At 73.0% G+C, this 14,482-nt stretch carries 14 protein-coding genes; 7 read left to right on the top strand and 7 right to left on the bottom strand.

Features of this window, described 5'->3' with window-relative positions; all coding sequences use genetic code 11:
* Window positions 1–103 precede the first annotated feature (103 nt).
* Complete coding sequence (locus ACGFI7_RS13075) at window positions 104–901, top strand: exodeoxyribonuclease III (RefSeq protein WP_393403148.1); 798 nt, start codon at window positions 104–106, stop codon at window positions 899–901.
* Here ACGFI7_RS13075 and ACGFI7_RS13070 read toward each other — a convergent pair.
* Window positions 871–2,142, bottom strand: a complete 1,272-nt coding sequence (locus tag ACGFI7_RS13070; protein ID WP_393403146.1) for a cytochrome P450 — start codon at window positions 2,140–2,142, stop codon at window positions 871–873. The genes ACGFI7_RS13075 and ACGFI7_RS13070 overlap by 31 nt on opposite strands.
* Window positions 2,143–2,287: 145 nt before the next feature.
* On the opposite strand from ACGFI7_RS13070, the gene rraA reads away from it, so the two are divergent.
* Complete coding sequence (rraA, locus tag ACGFI7_RS13065; protein ID WP_393403143.1) at window positions 2,288–2,761, top strand: ribonuclease E activity regulator RraA; 474 nt, start codon at window positions 2,288–2,290, stop codon at window positions 2,759–2,761.
* 45 nt (window positions 2,762–2,806) lie between these two features.
* On the opposite strand, the gene ACGFI7_RS13060 is transcribed toward rraA, so the two are convergent.
* Window positions 2,807–3,169, bottom strand: coding sequence for a cupin domain-containing protein (locus tag ACGFI7_RS13060; protein ID WP_393403140.1), 363 nt, complete (start codon window positions 3,167–3,169; stop codon window positions 2,807–2,809).
* 71 nt (window positions 3,170–3,240) lie between these two features.
* The gene (locus ACGFI7_RS13055) at window positions 3,241–3,705 is read right to left on the bottom strand and encodes a PPOX class F420-dependent oxidoreductase (RefSeq protein ID WP_393403138.1); all 465 of its coding nucleotides are present in this window, start codon (window positions 3,703–3,705) and stop codon (window positions 3,241–3,243) included.
* A gap of 193 nt (window positions 3,706–3,898) precedes the next feature.
* On the opposite strand from ACGFI7_RS13055, the gene ACGFI7_RS13050 reads away from it, so the two are divergent.
* Entirely contained in the window at window positions 3,899–5,443 is a 1,545-nt protein-coding gene (locus ACGFI7_RS13050; RefSeq protein WP_393403136.1) for a M28 family metallopeptidase, read from the top strand.
* Window positions 5,444–5,565: 122 nt separating this feature from the next.
* A complete protein-coding gene (locus tag ACGFI7_RS13045; RefSeq protein WP_393403133.1) occupies window positions 5,566–6,510 on the top strand; it encodes an anti-sigma factor RsbA family regulatory protein in 945 nt (314 codons plus the stop codon).
* Between the two features lie 27 nt (window positions 6,511–6,537).
* On the opposite strand, the gene ACGFI7_RS13040 is transcribed toward ACGFI7_RS13045, so the two are convergent.
* Entirely contained in the window at window positions 6,538–6,876 is a 339-nt protein-coding gene (locus ACGFI7_RS13040) for an STAS domain-containing protein (protein ID WP_393403130.1), read from the bottom strand.
* Between the two features lie 114 nt (window positions 6,877–6,990).
* On the opposite strand from ACGFI7_RS13040, the gene ACGFI7_RS13035 reads away from it, so the two are divergent.
* On the top strand, window positions 6,991–7,326 hold the full coding sequence (locus tag ACGFI7_RS13035; RefSeq protein ID WP_393403127.1) for a helix-turn-helix transcriptional regulator: 336 nt from the start codon (window positions 6,991–6,993) through the stop codon (window positions 7,324–7,326).
* Here the strand turns inward: ACGFI7_RS13035 and ACGFI7_RS13030 are convergent, their stop codons facing one another.
* Window positions 7,327–8,421, bottom strand: a complete 1,095-nt coding sequence (locus tag ACGFI7_RS13030; protein ID WP_393403124.1) for a PP2C family protein-serine/threonine phosphatase — start codon at window positions 8,419–8,421, stop codon at window positions 7,327–7,329.
* Window positions 8,422–8,634: 213 nt separating this feature from the next.
* On the opposite strand from ACGFI7_RS13030, the gene ACGFI7_RS13025 reads away from it, so the two are divergent.
* The gene (locus ACGFI7_RS13025) at window positions 8,635–10,746 is read left to right on the top strand and encodes a SpoIIE family protein phosphatase (protein ID WP_393403121.1); all 2,112 of its coding nucleotides are present in this window, start codon (window positions 8,635–8,637) and stop codon (window positions 10,744–10,746) included.
* Here ACGFI7_RS13025 and ACGFI7_RS13020 read toward each other — a convergent pair.
* Entirely contained in the window at window positions 10,735–11,250 is a 516-nt protein-coding gene (locus ACGFI7_RS13020; protein ID WP_393403118.1) for a MarR family winged helix-turn-helix transcriptional regulator, read from the bottom strand. The two genes, ACGFI7_RS13025 and ACGFI7_RS13020, sit on opposite strands and share 12 nt — an antisense overlap.
* 75 nt (window positions 11,251–11,325) lie before the next feature.
* On the opposite strand from ACGFI7_RS13020, the gene ACGFI7_RS13015 reads away from it, so the two are divergent.
* The gene (locus tag ACGFI7_RS13015) at window positions 11,326–13,575 is read left to right on the top strand and encodes an LLM class flavin-dependent oxidoreductase (protein WP_393403115.1); all 2,250 of its coding nucleotides are present in this window, start codon (window positions 11,326–11,328) and stop codon (window positions 13,573–13,575) included.
* Between the two features lie 6 nt (window positions 13,576–13,581).
* On the opposite strand, the gene ACGFI7_RS13010 is transcribed toward ACGFI7_RS13015, so the two are convergent.
* Window positions 13,582–14,469, bottom strand: a complete 888-nt coding sequence (locus ACGFI7_RS13010) for a diacylglycerol/lipid kinase family protein (RefSeq protein ID WP_393403112.1) — start codon at window positions 14,467–14,469, stop codon at window positions 13,582–13,584.
* Window positions 14,470–14,482 lie beyond the last annotated feature (13 nt).

Genomic DNA, 14,482 nt, shown 5'->3' with positions numbered 1-14,482 from the left:
AGCTACGAGGTGCGCATCCGCACGATCAAGGCAGCGCAGGACACGGCGTGGCGAGCCATCACAATTATGCGAAGCGCCGGTCATGCTCTGACAAGCTGGGACCATGCGCCTGGCGACGTGGAACGTGAACTCGGTCAAGGCCCGGCTGCCGCGGCTGCTCGACTGGCTGGCCGAGAAGGAGCCGGACGTCGTCTGCCTGCAGGAGACGAAGTGCTCGGCGGCGGCCTTCCCGGCGCGGGAGGTGGCCGAGCTCGGGTACGCGACGGCCGCGCACGGCGACGGCCGGTGGAACGGGGTGGCGCTGCTGTCCAGGGCCGGGCTGGAGGAGGTGTCGCCCGGGTTCCCCGGCGAGCCGGGGTTCGACCCGGAGGGAGGCGCGGTCACGGCGGAGCCCGAGCCGCGCGCCGTGGGCGCGACCTGCGGCGGGCTGCGCATGTGGTCGATCTACGCGCCGAACGGGCGAGCACTCGGCTCCCCCCATTACGCCTACAAGCTGGCCTGGTTCGCCGCCTTCCGCGAGGCGGTGCAGGCGGAGCTGCGGGCCGGGCACGCGGTGGTGGTGTGCGGCGACTTCAACGTGGCGCCCACGGACGCCGACGTGTGGGACCCGGCCGTGTTCGCCGACTCCACCCACGTCACCCCGGCCGAGCGGGAGGCGCTGGCCGGGCTGCGCGCGCTCGGGCTCAGGGACGTGGTGCCGACGCCGATGAAGGGGCCGCACCCGTTCACGTACTGGGACTACCGCGCGGGCATGTTCCACAAGAACCTGGGGATGCGCATCGACCTCGTGTACGCGGCCGCGGGCGTCGCCGAGCGGGTGACGTCGGCGTACGTGGACCGCGAGGCCCGCAAGGGCAAGGGCCCGTCGGATCACGCGCCCGTCGTGGTCGACCTGGCCTGAGCGGCGACGCGCACGCCGTCGATCACGACGCCGCTGCGCGGCCTGGCGGGGATGCGCCGCAGCGAGATCGTCAGGTCCTGCGGCGGCACGACATACTCCAGCCGGGCCAGCCGCACGGCCAGGTCCTGCAGCAGCGCGACGGTCACCGCCTCGCCGGGGCACCGGTGGCCGGTGTGCGGGTCGCCGCCGCCCTGGGGCACCAGGTCGTCGCGGCCGACGGTGGCGCCGGTGAACCGGCCCGGGTCGAAGGTGTACGGGTCCTTCCACAGCCTGGCGTCGTGGTTCTGCCCGTACAGGTCGAGCAGGACGAGCGAGCCTTCGGGGATGCGGAGGCCGCGCCACGTCAGGTCCGTGGCGGCCCGGCCGCCGACGAACGGGGCGAACGGGTAGAAGCGCCTGACCTCCTGCGCGAACGCCTCGGCGTAGGCCCGGTCGCCGTTCCTGAGCGGCTCCCTGGTCTCCGGCCGGCGGTGCAGCGCGTGGCCGGCGAAGGCGACGTACCAGGCGACGGCGACGATCGGGCGGAGGAAGTTGATCAGCTCCACCGCGGCGACGTCCGGCGGCAGCGGCTGCCCGTCGGCGTCGCGGTGCCGCTCGACCAGGTCGGCGGGCGACCCGGCGGGCAGGTTGACCGAGCCGGCGCGGGCGTCCTCGAAGAGCCGGGCGAGCCACCGCTCGCGGCGGCCGCGGGCCTTCCTGGCCCGCCAGTGGCGCGGCCCGAGCGTGCCGAACCCGTCGACCATGGCCACCAGGTCGGCCGCGACCGCCTTGACGCCGGCCTCCGGCACCGGCACGCCCGCCCAGCGGCACGTGCCCCTGGCGATGATCTCGGCGGCCTCGTCGAAGAGCACCACGGGCGCGCGCCCCGGCCAGGTCGCGACCGTCTCGTCCCAGGCGTCGCCGACGTGCCGGACCAGGCGGCCGATGGCCTCGGGGTCGGCCAGCACGGACAGGAACAGGCCCTTGCGCGCCCGGTGGGCGGGGCCGTCGAGCGAGTGGACGCCGCCCTTGCCGACCAGGGTGCCCTGGATCGCCTCCGGGAGCGCGCCGTCGCGCAGCACGTGGCGCTCGTCGTAGAAGAACCGCACCGCCTCCGGCCCGCGCAGGCCGGTGGCCCGGTTGCCCAGCACCCGGGTCACCACGTCCCCGCGGGCCTGCCGGCGCAGGTCAGGCAGCCAGGCGTAGCCGCGGGCGAGCAGGGCGGGCGTACTGTCACGTAGGGAGAAGCGTCGTCTTGTCACCCGATGCGAACTGCCCGCGGCCTCCGGCCCGAAACCGCGGCCCCGGCCCGGCCGCCGGGCGGGTGCCGGACGCAGCCCGACCGGCGGTAACGTGAATCGATCACGCCGAGCAGGGGCGCCGTCCCGGACCGCCGAAGGGGCCTTCATGACCGTCATCACCGCCGATCTGTTCGACGAGCGAGGCGACGAGCTCGACTCGTGCGACCTGCAGCTGCGCCAGTACGGAGGCCGCCGCGCGTTCCACGGCCGGATCTCGACCGTGCGCTGTCACCAGGACAACGCCCTGGTCAAAGCGGCCCTGGCGGAGCCCGGTGAGGGGCGGGTGCTGGTGGTCGACGGCGGCGGGTCGGTGCACACGGCGCTGATGGGCGACGTGATCGCCGGGTCGGCGGTGGCCTGCGGCTGGGCCGGCGTGGTGGTCAACGGGGCGGTGCGCGACGTGGCCGCGCTGCGCGAGCTGGACCTGGGCGTCAAGGCGCTGGGCTCCAACCCGCGCAAGAGCGCCAAGGACGGCGCGGGCGAGCGGGACGTGCCGGTGTCGTTCGGCGGCGTCACCTTCCACCCCGGCGCGGAGCTGTGGAGCGACGACGACGGCATCCTGGTCACCCGGCAGCCGTAGACGCATGAGCACGCGAGGCCCGCGGGCCTCGCGTGCGCGGGTTCCTCAGTCTCCCTTCGCCTTGGCGTAGTCGGCGGCGCCGCCCGCGAAGTCGTAGACGAGCACCTGCTCGTCGCCGACGACCCAGGCGTCGTGTCCGGGCGGGCAGACGAAGAGCTCGCCGGGGCCGACCTCCGTCTCCGTGCCGTCGTTCATCCTGATGGCCAGCCGGCCGTGCACCACGAGGCCGTTGTGGTGGACCATGCAGGAGTCGGTGCCGGCGATCGGCTTGACCGACTCCGACCAGCGCCATCCCGGCTCGAAGGTGGCCACGCCGAAGCTCAGGCCGGTCATCTCCAGCACTTCCAGGTGGCCTTGCGGGAAGTCGCGGCGTTCGTCCGGCTTGTCGAGACTCTTGACTTCGATCATGACGGTCCCCCTCCGTCGTCTCTGTCAGTCTCCGCCCGGTCACCCGCTCACCACAAGGGTGAACGCCCAGGTCAGTCGGCCAGGCGGGGCGGGAAGCCGCCGGTGGCGATCGGTCCCCAGCGCTCGATGCGCAGGCGGATGAGCGACTTGCCCTGGCGGCGCATGGCCTCGCGGTATTCGTCCCAGTCGGGGTGCTCGCCGGAGATGCAGCGGAAGTACTCGACCAGGCCCTCCAGCGCCTCCGGCAGGTCGAGCACCTCGGCCCGCCCGTCGACCTGGACGTACGGGCCGTCCCAGTCGTCGGAGAGCACGCAGATGGACACCCGGGGGTCGCGGCGGGCGTTGCGTGTCTTGGCCCGCTCCGGGTAGGTCGAGATCACGATCCGCCCGTCGCCGTCGACGCCGCAGGTGACGGGTGACAGCTGGGGCCGTCCGTCGGCGCGGGCCGTGGAGAGCAGCCCGTGGTGCCGGGGCCGGAGAAATTCGAGCAGTTCGGGCAGGTCCACGCGCTGCGCGGTCGCGATTCTCGGAGACATGCCGCCCAGCCTATGACCATGCCGCGGGCCCGGGCGGGCCGAGCCGACAAACGGGAAATTCCGCTTGCCCGTTCCGACTCCGTGATGCAACAGATGCTTTCCGATATCTTCCCCAGTGACCTGATTTGTCAATAAATTCGGGTCACGCGCGCTTTTTTGACCCGGGTCCCCCCCATTGTTCCGAGGAGCAATCATGCGTTCCCGCCTGCGTAAATACGTGGTCGGCGCGGTCGCCTCCGTAGTGGCGCTCTCCACGGTCGCCGCCGCCGGACCGGCTCACGCCCACCCCAAGCACGACAACGTACGCAAGATCGTGAAGGCTGTCTCAGGCAAGAACGTCAAGAACCACCTGAGGGTGTTCCAGGCGATCGCCGACCGGCACGACGGCACCCGCGTCTCCGGCACCCGGGGCTACGACCTCTCCCGCGACTACGTGTCCCTGCTGCTGCGCCTGGCCGGTTACAAGGTCACGGTCCAGCCGTTCGAGTTCCTCTTCGAGGGCTACCGGACGCCGCCGGTCCTGAAGCGGACCGCGCCGCAGGAGGAGAGCTACCGTTACGGGTTCTTCAGCGACTACATCGCCATGGGCGACTCCCCGGCCGGTTCCGTGAGCGGCCAGGTCCAGCCGGTGGACGTGGTCCTGCCGCCGGGCGCGCCCAACAACTCCACCTCGGGCTGCGAGGCGAGCGACTTCGCGGGCTTCACCGCGGGCAACATCGCGCTCATGCAGCGCGGCACCTGCAACTTCCGGGTCAAGGTGGAGAACGCGATCGCCGCGGGCGCGACCGGCGCGATCGTGTTCAACGAGGGCCAGGAAGGCCGCACCGAGATCGACCTGAACCCGGTGCTCGGCGGCCCCGGCATCACGATCCCGTCGTTCTTCACCAGCTTCGCCGTCGGCGAGGAGCTCGCGGCCGCGGGCACGTCCGTCACGATGAACTGGGACCCGATCTCCGAGACCCGGACCACGTACAACGTCATCGCCGAGAGCAGGAAGGGCGACCCCGACAAGGTCGTCATGCTCGGCTCGCACCTGGACAGCGTCCAGGAGGGCCCCGGCATCAACGACAACGGCTCGGGCAGCGCCGGCGTCCTGGAAGTGGCGCTGCAGATGGCCAAGGTCAAGCCGAAGAACAAGATGCGGTTCGCGTTCTGGGGCGCCGAGGAGTTCGGCCTGCTCGGATCCGAGCACTACGTGGCCAACCTCCCCGAGGCCGAGCGCGCCAAGATCGCTCTCTACCTGAACTTCGACATGATCGCCTCGCCGAACTACACCTTCGGCATCTACGACGGTGACGGCGACGCCTACGGCACCGCCGGGCCTCCCGGATCCGACCAGATCGAGGCGGACTTCGAGAAGTACTTCGCCGACCGGGGCCAGCCGTTCAAGGCGACGGCCTTCACCGGCCGGTCGGACTACGGGCCGTTCATCGCGGTCGGCATCCCGTCCGGCGGCCTGTTCACCGGCGCCGAGGTGCTGAAGACCGAGGAGGAGGCCGCGATCTTCGGCGGCACGGCGGGCATCCCGCTCGACCCGTGCTACCACCAGGCCTGCGACACGATCAAGAACATCAGCGACAAGGCGCTGGACGTGAACGCGGACGCGATCGCCACCCTGGCGGCCACGTACGCCTTCGACACCGGCACCATCGGCGCCACCCAGGCGCCGAGCCAGGCCCGCACCCAGGCCCGCACCCAGGCCGAGCACCGGCACGGACCGGCGGAGGCGCTGAGCTAGTCACGTTCGCACGCGGCGCCCGCTCCCCGCGCCCGGGGAGCGGGCGTCGCGGCTTGACTGTGATCGGACCCGGCACGCACCCTGGTTCCTGCGATGCACCCGCCCGAAAAGGACCACCGCAGATGAGTGCCTCCGTGACGCCGCGACTGACGCACCAGGCGCTCCTCTACGACAGCGACGCGGCCTTCCTCTCCGCCGCCGCCGCGTTCTGCCGCGCCGGCCTCGACCACGGCGAGAAGGTCCTCGCGGTCGTCGGCCGGCCCAACCTCGATCCGCTCAGGAGCGCCCTGGCGGACGACGCAGCCGACGTCGAGCTGGTGCCCGCCGACGAGTGGTACACGGCTCCCGGGCGCACGCTCGCCGCCTATCACCGCTACGTGGAGCGGCACTCCGTCGCCCACCCGGGGGTCCGGGTGATCGGCGAGCCGGTCTGGCAGGGCCGCAGCCCGGCCGAGGAGGCGGAGTGGACGCGGTACGAGTCGATGATCAATGTCGCGTTCGCCGGCAGCCGGGCCACGATCCTGTGCCCCTACGACACGCGGACGCTGCCGGAGCGGATCACCGCCGACGCCCGTCGCACCCATCCGGCCCTGGACGACCCCTCGGCGGGGCCCGAGGCGGCTCCCAATCCCGGCTACACCGATCCGGAGGAGTTCGCGCACGCCGCCGACCACCTGCCGCTGCCGGCCGCGCCGCCCGACGTCGAGCCGATCCTGTTCGGCGCCGACCTGGCCGCCATGCGCCGGCGGGTCGCGCGACGGGCCTTCGCGCTCGGCGCGGCCCGCGAGCTGCGTGAGCGGCTGCTGCTGGCGGCGCACGAGGTGGCCGCCAACGCGGTCGAGCACGGCGGCGGCCACGGCCGGATCCTGCTCTGGCTCGACGGCGGCACCCTGCTGTGCGAGGTCGACGACCCGGGCCGGATGAACGCCCCGTACGCCGGCTATCTCCCGCCCGCCTTCCCGACCGACCGCGGCCACGGGCTGTGGGTGGTGCGTCAGCTCTGCGACCTGGTCGAGGTGCGCACCGGCGACACGGGCACGTGCCTGCGCCTGCATCTGCGCCCCTGACGACGCCGGCCCGTCCGCCGTCGAGTGTCAGTCGAGCGGGGGCAGCCCGAGCACGTCCATGAGACGGCGCATCTGGCTCGGGGTGTTGCGGATGACGACGCCCCCGGTCTCGGCGAAGCCGAGCAGCGCGCGGAGCCCCGCGACGTCGATGAAGCCGACGCCGCCGGTGTCCACTATCAGGTCGGCGTCGATGAGCAGCGCCCGTCTCAGCGCGGCCAGCGCCTCCGCGCGATTGCTGACGTCGACGTCCCCGTCCAGCCGGACGAGTGAGGGACCGGGCGTCACCATGCAGGTGACGCGGAGCAGCCCGTCGACGTACAGCAGGTGCTCAGCCACCGGCACGTGCGCGTGTCCGGTTCCACTCATCACCATCGTGACTCCCCGCGAGCGCGTCCTCCTCCGGACACCATACAGGAAGAAGTTTTCTGTATAAAATGTTCCGGTAAGTAATTTCAGGCTTTCGGCAGGGGCGGCCAGAGGATGAACGACGTCATCGATCGGCGATCTGGTTGGACCTTCCTGACCAACCACGCGCGAGTGCTCATCGCGGTGGCCGCCGATCCGCAGATGCGACTCCGCGACATCGCCGCGACGATCGGCATCACCGAGCGAGCCGCCCAGGGGATCGTCTCCGACCTGGAGGAGGCCGGCTATCTGGAGCGCATCCGGATCGGCCGCCGCAACCACTACCAGATCAACTCGGGCGCCGAACTGCGCCACCACACCGAGGCCGGCATCCCCGTCCAGTCGCTCATCGACATGTTCCGGCACCGCGACCTGGGCCACGACACCCCCGTGGAAGACGGTCCCGCCTGATCAGCGCGACCCGGAGGCGCTCCTGCGCAGGGTGAGGACCGCCAGGTCGTCGCCGAAGTCGGCGCCGGTGAACGCGTGCAGATCGGCCAGCAGCGCGTCGGCCAGGGCCTGCGGCGGATGCTTCGCCCAGGCCCGCAGCCGGGCCTCCAGCGGGTAGAAAGCGCCGGCCGCGTCGCGCGCCTCGGTGACGCCGTCCGTGCAGAGCAGCATCTTGGCCTGCCTGGGGAAGGGGAAACGGACCGACGTGCGCGGCGTGCCCGACAGCCTGCCCAGGCCGAGCGGGAGCTCGGGCTCGCCGAGATCGGCCTGCCAGGCCCGGGAGCCGGCGATCAGGTACGGCGGGATGTGGCCGCAGTTGACCGCCTCCGCCTCCGGCCGGGCGTCGATGTGGAGCACGAGGGCGGTGACGAACCGCTCCGGCTCACCGGTGCGCCGGGCGGCCTCGTTGTGCCTGACCACCGCGGTCTCCAGCGCGTCCACCACGTCGGCCAGGCTCTTCTCGCGGTAGGCCGCCTCCCGGAACGCGCCCAGCAACGCGATGGCCGCGCCGATCGCGTGCACCCCCTTGCCCTGCACGTCCGCGATCAGCACCCGGGTGCCGTGATCGGTGTCGGCGACCTCGTACATGTCGCCGCCGACCGTGGAATCCTCCTCCACCGGCTCGTAGGCGCCGTCGACCACCACGTCGGGGGTGCGCATGGGCAGCGGGCGGACGATCTGCCGCTGGAGCGCCGCCCCGGCCGAGCGGAGCCGGTGGACCTCGTGCTCGCGCGCGATCCGGTAGCGGCAGCCGAGCACGCTCCAGACGCCGAACAGGGACGCGAACGCCATCGCGCCCAGGTCTATCCCGAGGCCTCCGCCCTGGAGCGACACCGACACGCCGATCACCAGGACCACCCACACCGACGCGACGGCCGTCTGCCGGAGGCTGCCGAGGCCCGAGATGATCGCCGGCAGGAAGATGAGCAGCGGAATCAGCCGGTCGACGGAGCCGACCAGCAGGCCGAGCCCGAGAACCGACGCGGTGACCAGGATCATCATGGCCGCGAACGTCCACCGCGACAGACTGAGCCGCCGCTGCGCCGAATCCCTCACGCCTCCCCCGATGCGCTTGAACTCTCCCGTCACATACCCGGGGACCGGCCGGGGAAGCCGCCGCCGACACACCACCGTCGACGCGACAATGATTATCACCGTCAATGATTTTAGGTTTGGCTGAAACAGTATGGGCGCATCCTGCCTGTATGGGGGATTTCGGAATTCTATGGCCAGGGGATCCGCGAACCGGGTGCCGGGAGGGCTAGCGGCGTGCGGCGAGAGAGCCCGACCGCCGCGGGCCCCGGCCGGGACGCGCGACACCTCCACGACCTCCTGACGAGCGTCATCGACCGCACGGGGGCGCACATCGGAGCGCTCTACCTGCTGGACGAGGACCGGCAGGTGCTGCTCATGGACGCCACCCAGGGCTTCCCGATCACGATCGCCAGGGCCTGGTCCCGGGTGCGCTTCAACGGGGCGGTGCCGGTCGCGGAGGCGCTCCGCGACCGTCGGCTGGTCTGGCTGGCCGACCAGGAGGAGCTGGCCCGCAGCTTCCCCGGCGCGGCGCTGGTCGTGCCGTACCACTTCTCGCTGGCCGCGGCGCCCATCCACGCCGACGACGTCGGCTGGGGAGCCTTGATGCTGGCCTGGCCGTCGGGCAGGACGGAGCTTTCCGAGAAGCATCGGAAGGCGATCGAGGACACCTGCGAGCAGATGGGCACGATCCTGCGTGAGGCCGCGCTGCTCGGGCAGCCGGTGAGACCGCACGTCAGGCCGCGGGTGCTCGCGCCACGCCGGGGCCGGCGGCTCGACCCCGACGCCGCCCTGGCCGCCCTGGACTGCCTCAACGGGCTTCCCGAGGGCTATCTGGCGCTGAACCTGGACGGCCGGATCACGTTCCTCACCGGACCGGCCGCCGAACTGCTCGGCGAGCCGGCGTCCCGCCTGATCGGGGAGCGCCCCTGGGAGGTGCTCCCCTGGCTGAACACCCCCGAGTACGAGGACCACTACCGGGCGGCGGTGATCAGCCACGAGCCCGTCTCCTTCACCGCCCGGCGTCCCGGCGAGCAGTGGCTGGCCTTCCAGCTCTATCCCGCCCCCTCGGGCCTCAGCGTCCGCATCACGCCGAGCACCATGGCGCGCGACCCCGGGCATCTCATGCCGGACCCGGTGGTGCGCGGCGGCAGGGCGACGACGGCCACCACCCTGTTCGGCATGCTGCACCTGGCCACCACGCTCAGCCAGGCGGCCACCGTGCAGGACGTCGTCGACCTGGTGGCCGACCACGTGCTGCCGGTGTTCACCGCGCAGTCCCTGACCATCCTGAGCACGGAGAACGGCCGGATGACCGTGCTGGGCAGCCGCGGGGCCCAGCAGAAGAGCATCGAGAACTTCAACCGGTGGGCCCTGGCCGAACCGGTGTCCGGCGACGTCGACGAGCCCATGTTCTACGCCACGCGGCGGGAACTCCGGGAGGTCTACCCTCTGGCGAACGACGACCCCACCTCGGCCTGCGCGGTGCTGCCGCTGAGCACGCCGGTGCGCCCCCTCGGCATGCTGGTGATCGGCTACGACCGGCCGCACCACTTCACCTCCGACGAGCGCGCCACGCTCACCGCGCTCGCCGGGCTGGTCGCGCAGGCTCTGGAACGTGCCAGGCTCTACGACACCAAGCACCGGCTCGCGCAGAGCCTGCAGGCCAGCCTGCTCCCCCGCCGCCTGCCCCAGGTCGGCGGGCTCGATGTGGCCGCCCGCTATCTGCCCGCCACCCGCGGCATCGACATCGGCGGCGACTTCTACGACATGATCCGGCTGAGCGACCACTGCGCGGCCGCGGCCATCGGCGACGTGCAGGGCCACGACCCCACGGCCGCGGCGCTGATGGGGCAGGCGCGCACCGCGATCCGCGCCTACGCCGCCTCGGGAGCCGACCCCGGTGAGGTGCTCGCGCACACCAACAGGCTGCTCATCGACCTGACGCCGAACCGGTTCACCAGCTGCCTCTACATCAGCCTCGACCTGAAGAGGGGCGTGCTGAACGTGGCCAGCGCCGGTCACCTGCCCGCGCTGCTGCACCACGACGGGGACACCTGGCTCATCGAGCCGTCGCCGGGGCTCCTGCTCGGCATCGACCCGCACGCCACGTACGAGGCGGTCGAGGTCGCCCTGCCGCCCGGCAGCACGATCGCCCTCTACACCGACGGGCTGGTCGAGACGCCCGGCACGCTGCTGGACGACGGGATCGACGAGCTGTGCCTGCGCCTCAGCCGCTTCGCCCCGCGGCCGCTGCAGGAGGTCGCGGACGCCCTGATCGGGCCGGCCGCGTCCGACGACCTGCGCGCCGACGACATCGCCCTGCTCCTGCTGCGCTCAGCCGGGTGACGGCGGCTCGGGGAAGAGCTCGGCGCGGGCGGCGCGGCAGGACGGGTCCTCCTCGGCGGCCCGCTCCAGGCGGGCCGACAGGAGGGCGGCGGCCTCCGCCAGGCCGGCGAGCCGGTCCGGTCCGAGAGTGTCGAGGACGACGTGCCGGACGGAGTGCTCGCGCACCTGCCGGGCCCGGGCGGCCGCCTCGCGCCCCTCGGCGGTGAGCGCGATGTCCCAGCCCCTGGCGTCCTCGGCGCACGACTCGCGCCCGAGCAGGCCGCGCTTGGCCATCCGGCCCACCTGGTGGGACAGCCGGCTCTTCTCCCACTGCAGCACCCACCGCAGCTCCAGCGCCCGCATCCGCCCGCCGGGGGCGTCGAGCAGCGCGTCGAGGATCTGATAGTCGGCCTCGGACAGCCCGGTGGCCCGGGTCAGCTCGCGGGACAGGTGAGCGGCGAGCCGGTCGTGCGCCGTGCTGTAGGCGCGCCACGCGGCCAGGTCGGAAGCGGTCGTGGCTGTCATGCCACCAGCCTATGCCAGAGGTTGACATGTCACCTAACCTGAATAAGGTTGACATATCTACCAATGGAGGAATTGATGCCTGACTATGGCCACGACCTGCGGTTCGGGTCGTTCATCACGCCGGGGAACGACCGGCCCGAGCTGGCCGTCGAACTGGCGCTGCTGAGCGAGGAGGCGGGCCTCGACCTGGTGACGTTCCAGGACCATCCGTACCAAGCGTCCTTTCTGGACACCTGGACGCTGCTGAGCTGGGTGGCGGCGCGCACGGAGCGGATCCACCTGTCGGGCAACGTGCTCAACCTGCCGCTGCGCCCGCCGGCCGTGCTGGCCAGGTCGGTGGCGAGCCTGGACCTGCTGTCGGGCGGCCGGGTGGAGCTGGGCCTGGGCGCGGGCGCGTTCTGGGACGCCGTCGAGGCGATGGGCGGCCGGCGGCTGAGCCCCGGTCAGGCGGTGGACGCGCTCAGCGAGGCCATCGACGTGATCCGCGGCGTGTGGGACGCCGGCGAGCGGCGCCCGCTCCGGGTCCACGGCTCCTACTACACGGTCGACGGCGCCAAGCGGGGACCGGCGCCGGCCCACGACGTGCCGATCTGGCTCGGCGCGTACAAGCCCAGGATGCTGCGGCTGATCGGCGAGAAGGCGGACGGCTGGCTGCCCAGCCTCGGCTACGCCACGCCGGAGGATCTCACCGCCGGCAACAAGATCATCGATGAGGCGGCGGCCGGGGCCGGCCGGGACCCGCGCGAGATCCGCCGCCTGCTCAACCTCATGGGCGACTTCGCCGGCGACTCCGTCGACGCGTGGGTGGAGCGGCTGCTGCCGATGGTCGTGGAGGACGGGATCAGCACGTTCATCCTGAGCGGCGACGACCCGGGCGGCATCGAACTCCTCGGCCGCGAGGTCGCGCCCGCGCTGCGGGAGGCCGTCGCCGCCGAACGCGCCGTCCGGGGCGCCGGCACCGGTCCCGCGCGGCCCGCCCGGCCCGCGCGGGCGCTCGCGGCACGCCGCCCCGGCATCGACTACGACGCGCTGCCGGACTCCCTGGCGGACGCCGCCGTGGAGCCCGGCGACCGCGAGTACGAGCGGGTGCGCCACACCTACGTCTGGACCGGCTCCCCCGGCCTGGTGCTCCGCCCGGCCACGACCGGCCAGGTGGCCGAGGCGGTCACGTACGCGCGCGCTCAAGACGTGCCGCTGGCCGTGCGCAGCGGCGGCCACGGGATCAGCGGCCGGTCGACCAACGACGGCGGGATCGTCGTCGACGTCGGCGCGCTCGACACGGTCGAGGTGCTCGACCGGGAGCGCCGGCTGGTGCGCGTCGGCGCGGGCGCCCGCTGGGGCGAGGTGGCCCGCGTGCTCACCCCGCACGGGCTGGCGATCAGTTCGGGCGACTACGGCGACGTCGGCGTGGGCGGGCTGGCGACGGCGGGCGGTCAGGGTTTCCTGGCCCGCTCCTACGGGCTGACGCTCGACCACGTGGTGGGCGCCGACGTGGTGCTGGCCGACGGCAGGGTCGTGCGGGCGGACGCGGAGCACCACCCGGACCTGTTCTGGGCGCTGCGCGGCGCGGGCGGCAACCTGGGCGTCGTCACCTCGTTCGACATCGAGGCGGCCGAGCTGACCGACGTGGTGTTCGCCGTCTTCGTGCACGACGCCTCCGACACGGCCGCGTTCCTGGAGGGCTGGGGGCGCGTGGTGGAGGCGAGCCCGCGCGCGCTCACCCCGTTCGTGACCGTGTTCCGGGGCGGGCAGGGCTACTCCGCGCTCGCGCAGACGCTCGCCGTATGGGCGGGCGGCGACACCGACGAGGCGGTGGCGGCGCTGGAGCCGTTCCTGGGGGTGGCGCCGGTGCTCCAGCAGCAGGCGCAGCTCGCCCCGTACGCGGCCGTCGTCGCGCCGCACCACAACCGGCACACCGGGCAGGCGGGCGGCATGAGCGGCCATTCCGCGCTGGTGGACCACCTCGACGCGGACACCGCCGGGCGGCTGGGCGAGATGTTCGGGAGCGGGCTCCTCGGCCTCCTCCAGGTGCGCGCGGTCGGCGGCGCGGTCAACGACGTCGCCCCCGACGCCACCGCCTACGCCCACCGCACGCAGAACTTCTCGGTCACCGGCGTGATCTCCCCGGGCGCCGAGGAGCGGGCCGAGCGGGCGTGGGACGAGCTGGGCGTGACGGCCGCCTACCTGAGCTTCGAGCCGCGCTTCGAGGAGAAGCTGCTGACCCGGGCGTTCCCGCCGCCGACCCTGGACCGGCTGCGCCGGGTGAAGGGCGGCTACGACCCGGCGAACGTGTTCCGGCACAACTTCCCGATCACCCCGGCCTGAGCCGGATCAGTCCGCCGGGACGATCATCCGCCAGGCGGCGGGGTGGAGGGTCCAGGCGTGGCGCGTCGCCGCCGGGAGCAGCTCGCCGTCGGCGTTGGCCGGGACCGGCTCGCCCTCCACGGTGACGCCCCGGCCCCTGACCGTGATCACGTCGGCCCGTTCCGGGTGCCTGCCGCGGCGCAGCAGGACGCCGAAGGCCAGCCGGGCCAGCGGCGAGACCGCGTACGAGACCACCACGTCGGCCAGGCCGTCGTCGGGGCGGGCGTGCGGGGCGAGCGGGGTGCCGCCGCCGATCGAGACGCCGTTGCCGACCCCGACCATGAGCACCCGCCGCCGCCCGTCCGTCACCGGTTCGCCGTCCACCTTCACCCGCAGCCGCCAGCCCCTGCTGCGGGCCCCGGCCACCAGCGCGCCCACCGCGTACGCGGCCCGGCGCAGCAGGGGCTTGAGCGCGGCCGCGTGCTCGGAGGCGTGCGCGCCGACGCCGACGTGCACGGCGTTCACCACGATGCCGCCGTCCTCGTCGACCAGCAGGTCCAGCGCCCGCTCCCGGCCGGTGGCCAGGGCGCGGGCCGCCTCGCCCGGGTCGAGCGGGATGCCGAGGGCGCGGGCCAGGTCGTTGCCGGTGCCCAGCGGCACCAGCCCGATCGGGCGGTCGGCCAGCTCTCCCCTGGCCAGCAGGGCCGCCACCACGGCGTGCACGGTCCCGTCGCCGCCCAGCACCACAGGGAGCCGGGCGGGATGGTCGGCCAGGGCGCGCTCGATGTCGCCCGGCCGTTCGACGTCACAGGTGACCACGTCACCCGCGAGCGCCTCCAGCACCGCCTCGCGCGCCGCCTCGTCGACGCCGCCGGCCGCCGCATTGCCGATCACCACGAACCCGTGCTCCGCCATGGCCGATGAGGTG

The organism is Nonomuraea sp. NPDC048826, from assembly GCF_043198225.1.
GTDB lineage: Bacteria > Actinomycetota > Actinomycetes > Streptosporangiales > Streptosporangiaceae > Nonomuraea.
The sequence above is the reverse complement of the archived record's forward strand: the minus strand, read 5'-3'. Positions and strand labels throughout refer to the sequence as shown.

What these genes read in the sequence shown, in the direction of transcription:
- ACGFI7_RS13075 (WP_393403148.1), top strand. Translation starts at nt 104, where the DNA reads ATGCGCCTGGCGACGTGGAACGTGAACTCGGTCAAGGCCCGGCTGCCG.
- rraA (WP_393403143.1), top strand. Translation starts at nt 2,288, where the DNA reads ATGACCGTCATCACCGCCGATCTGTTCGACGAGCGAGGCGACGAGCTC.
- ACGFI7_RS13060 (WP_393403140.1), bottom strand. Translation starts at nt 3,169, where the DNA reads ATGATCGAAGTCAAGAGTCTCGACAAGCCGGACGAACGCCGCGACTTC.
- ACGFI7_RS13055 (WP_393403138.1), bottom strand. Translation starts at nt 3,705, where the DNA reads ATGTCTCCGAGAATCGCGACCGCGCAGCGCGTGGACCTGCCCGAACTG.
- ACGFI7_RS13050 (WP_393403136.1), top strand. Translation starts at nt 3,899, where the DNA reads ATGCGTTCCCGCCTGCGTAAATACGTGGTCGGCGCGGTCGCCTCCGTA.
- ACGFI7_RS13045 (WP_393403133.1), top strand. Translation starts at nt 5,566, where the DNA reads ATGAGTGCCTCCGTGACGCCGCGACTGACGCACCAGGCGCTCCTCTAC.
- ACGFI7_RS13040 (WP_393403130.1), bottom strand. Translation starts at nt 6,876, where the DNA reads ATGAGTGGAACCGGACACGCGCACGTGCCGGTGGCTGAGCACCTGCTG.
- ACGFI7_RS13035 (WP_393403127.1), top strand. Translation starts at nt 6,991, where the DNA reads ATGAACGACGTCATCGATCGGCGATCTGGTTGGACCTTCCTGACCAAC.
- ACGFI7_RS13020 (WP_393403118.1), bottom strand. Translation starts at nt 11,250, where the DNA reads ATGACAGCCACGACCGCTTCCGACCTGGCCGCGTGGCGCGCCTACAGC.
- ACGFI7_RS13015 (WP_393403115.1), top strand. Translation starts at nt 11,326, where the DNA reads ATGCCTGACTATGGCCACGACCTGCGGTTCGGGTCGTTCATCACGCCG.
- ACGFI7_RS13010 (WP_393403112.1), bottom strand. Translation starts at nt 14,469, where the DNA reads ATGGCGGAGCACGGGTTCGTGGTGATCGGCAATGCGGCGGCCGGCGGC.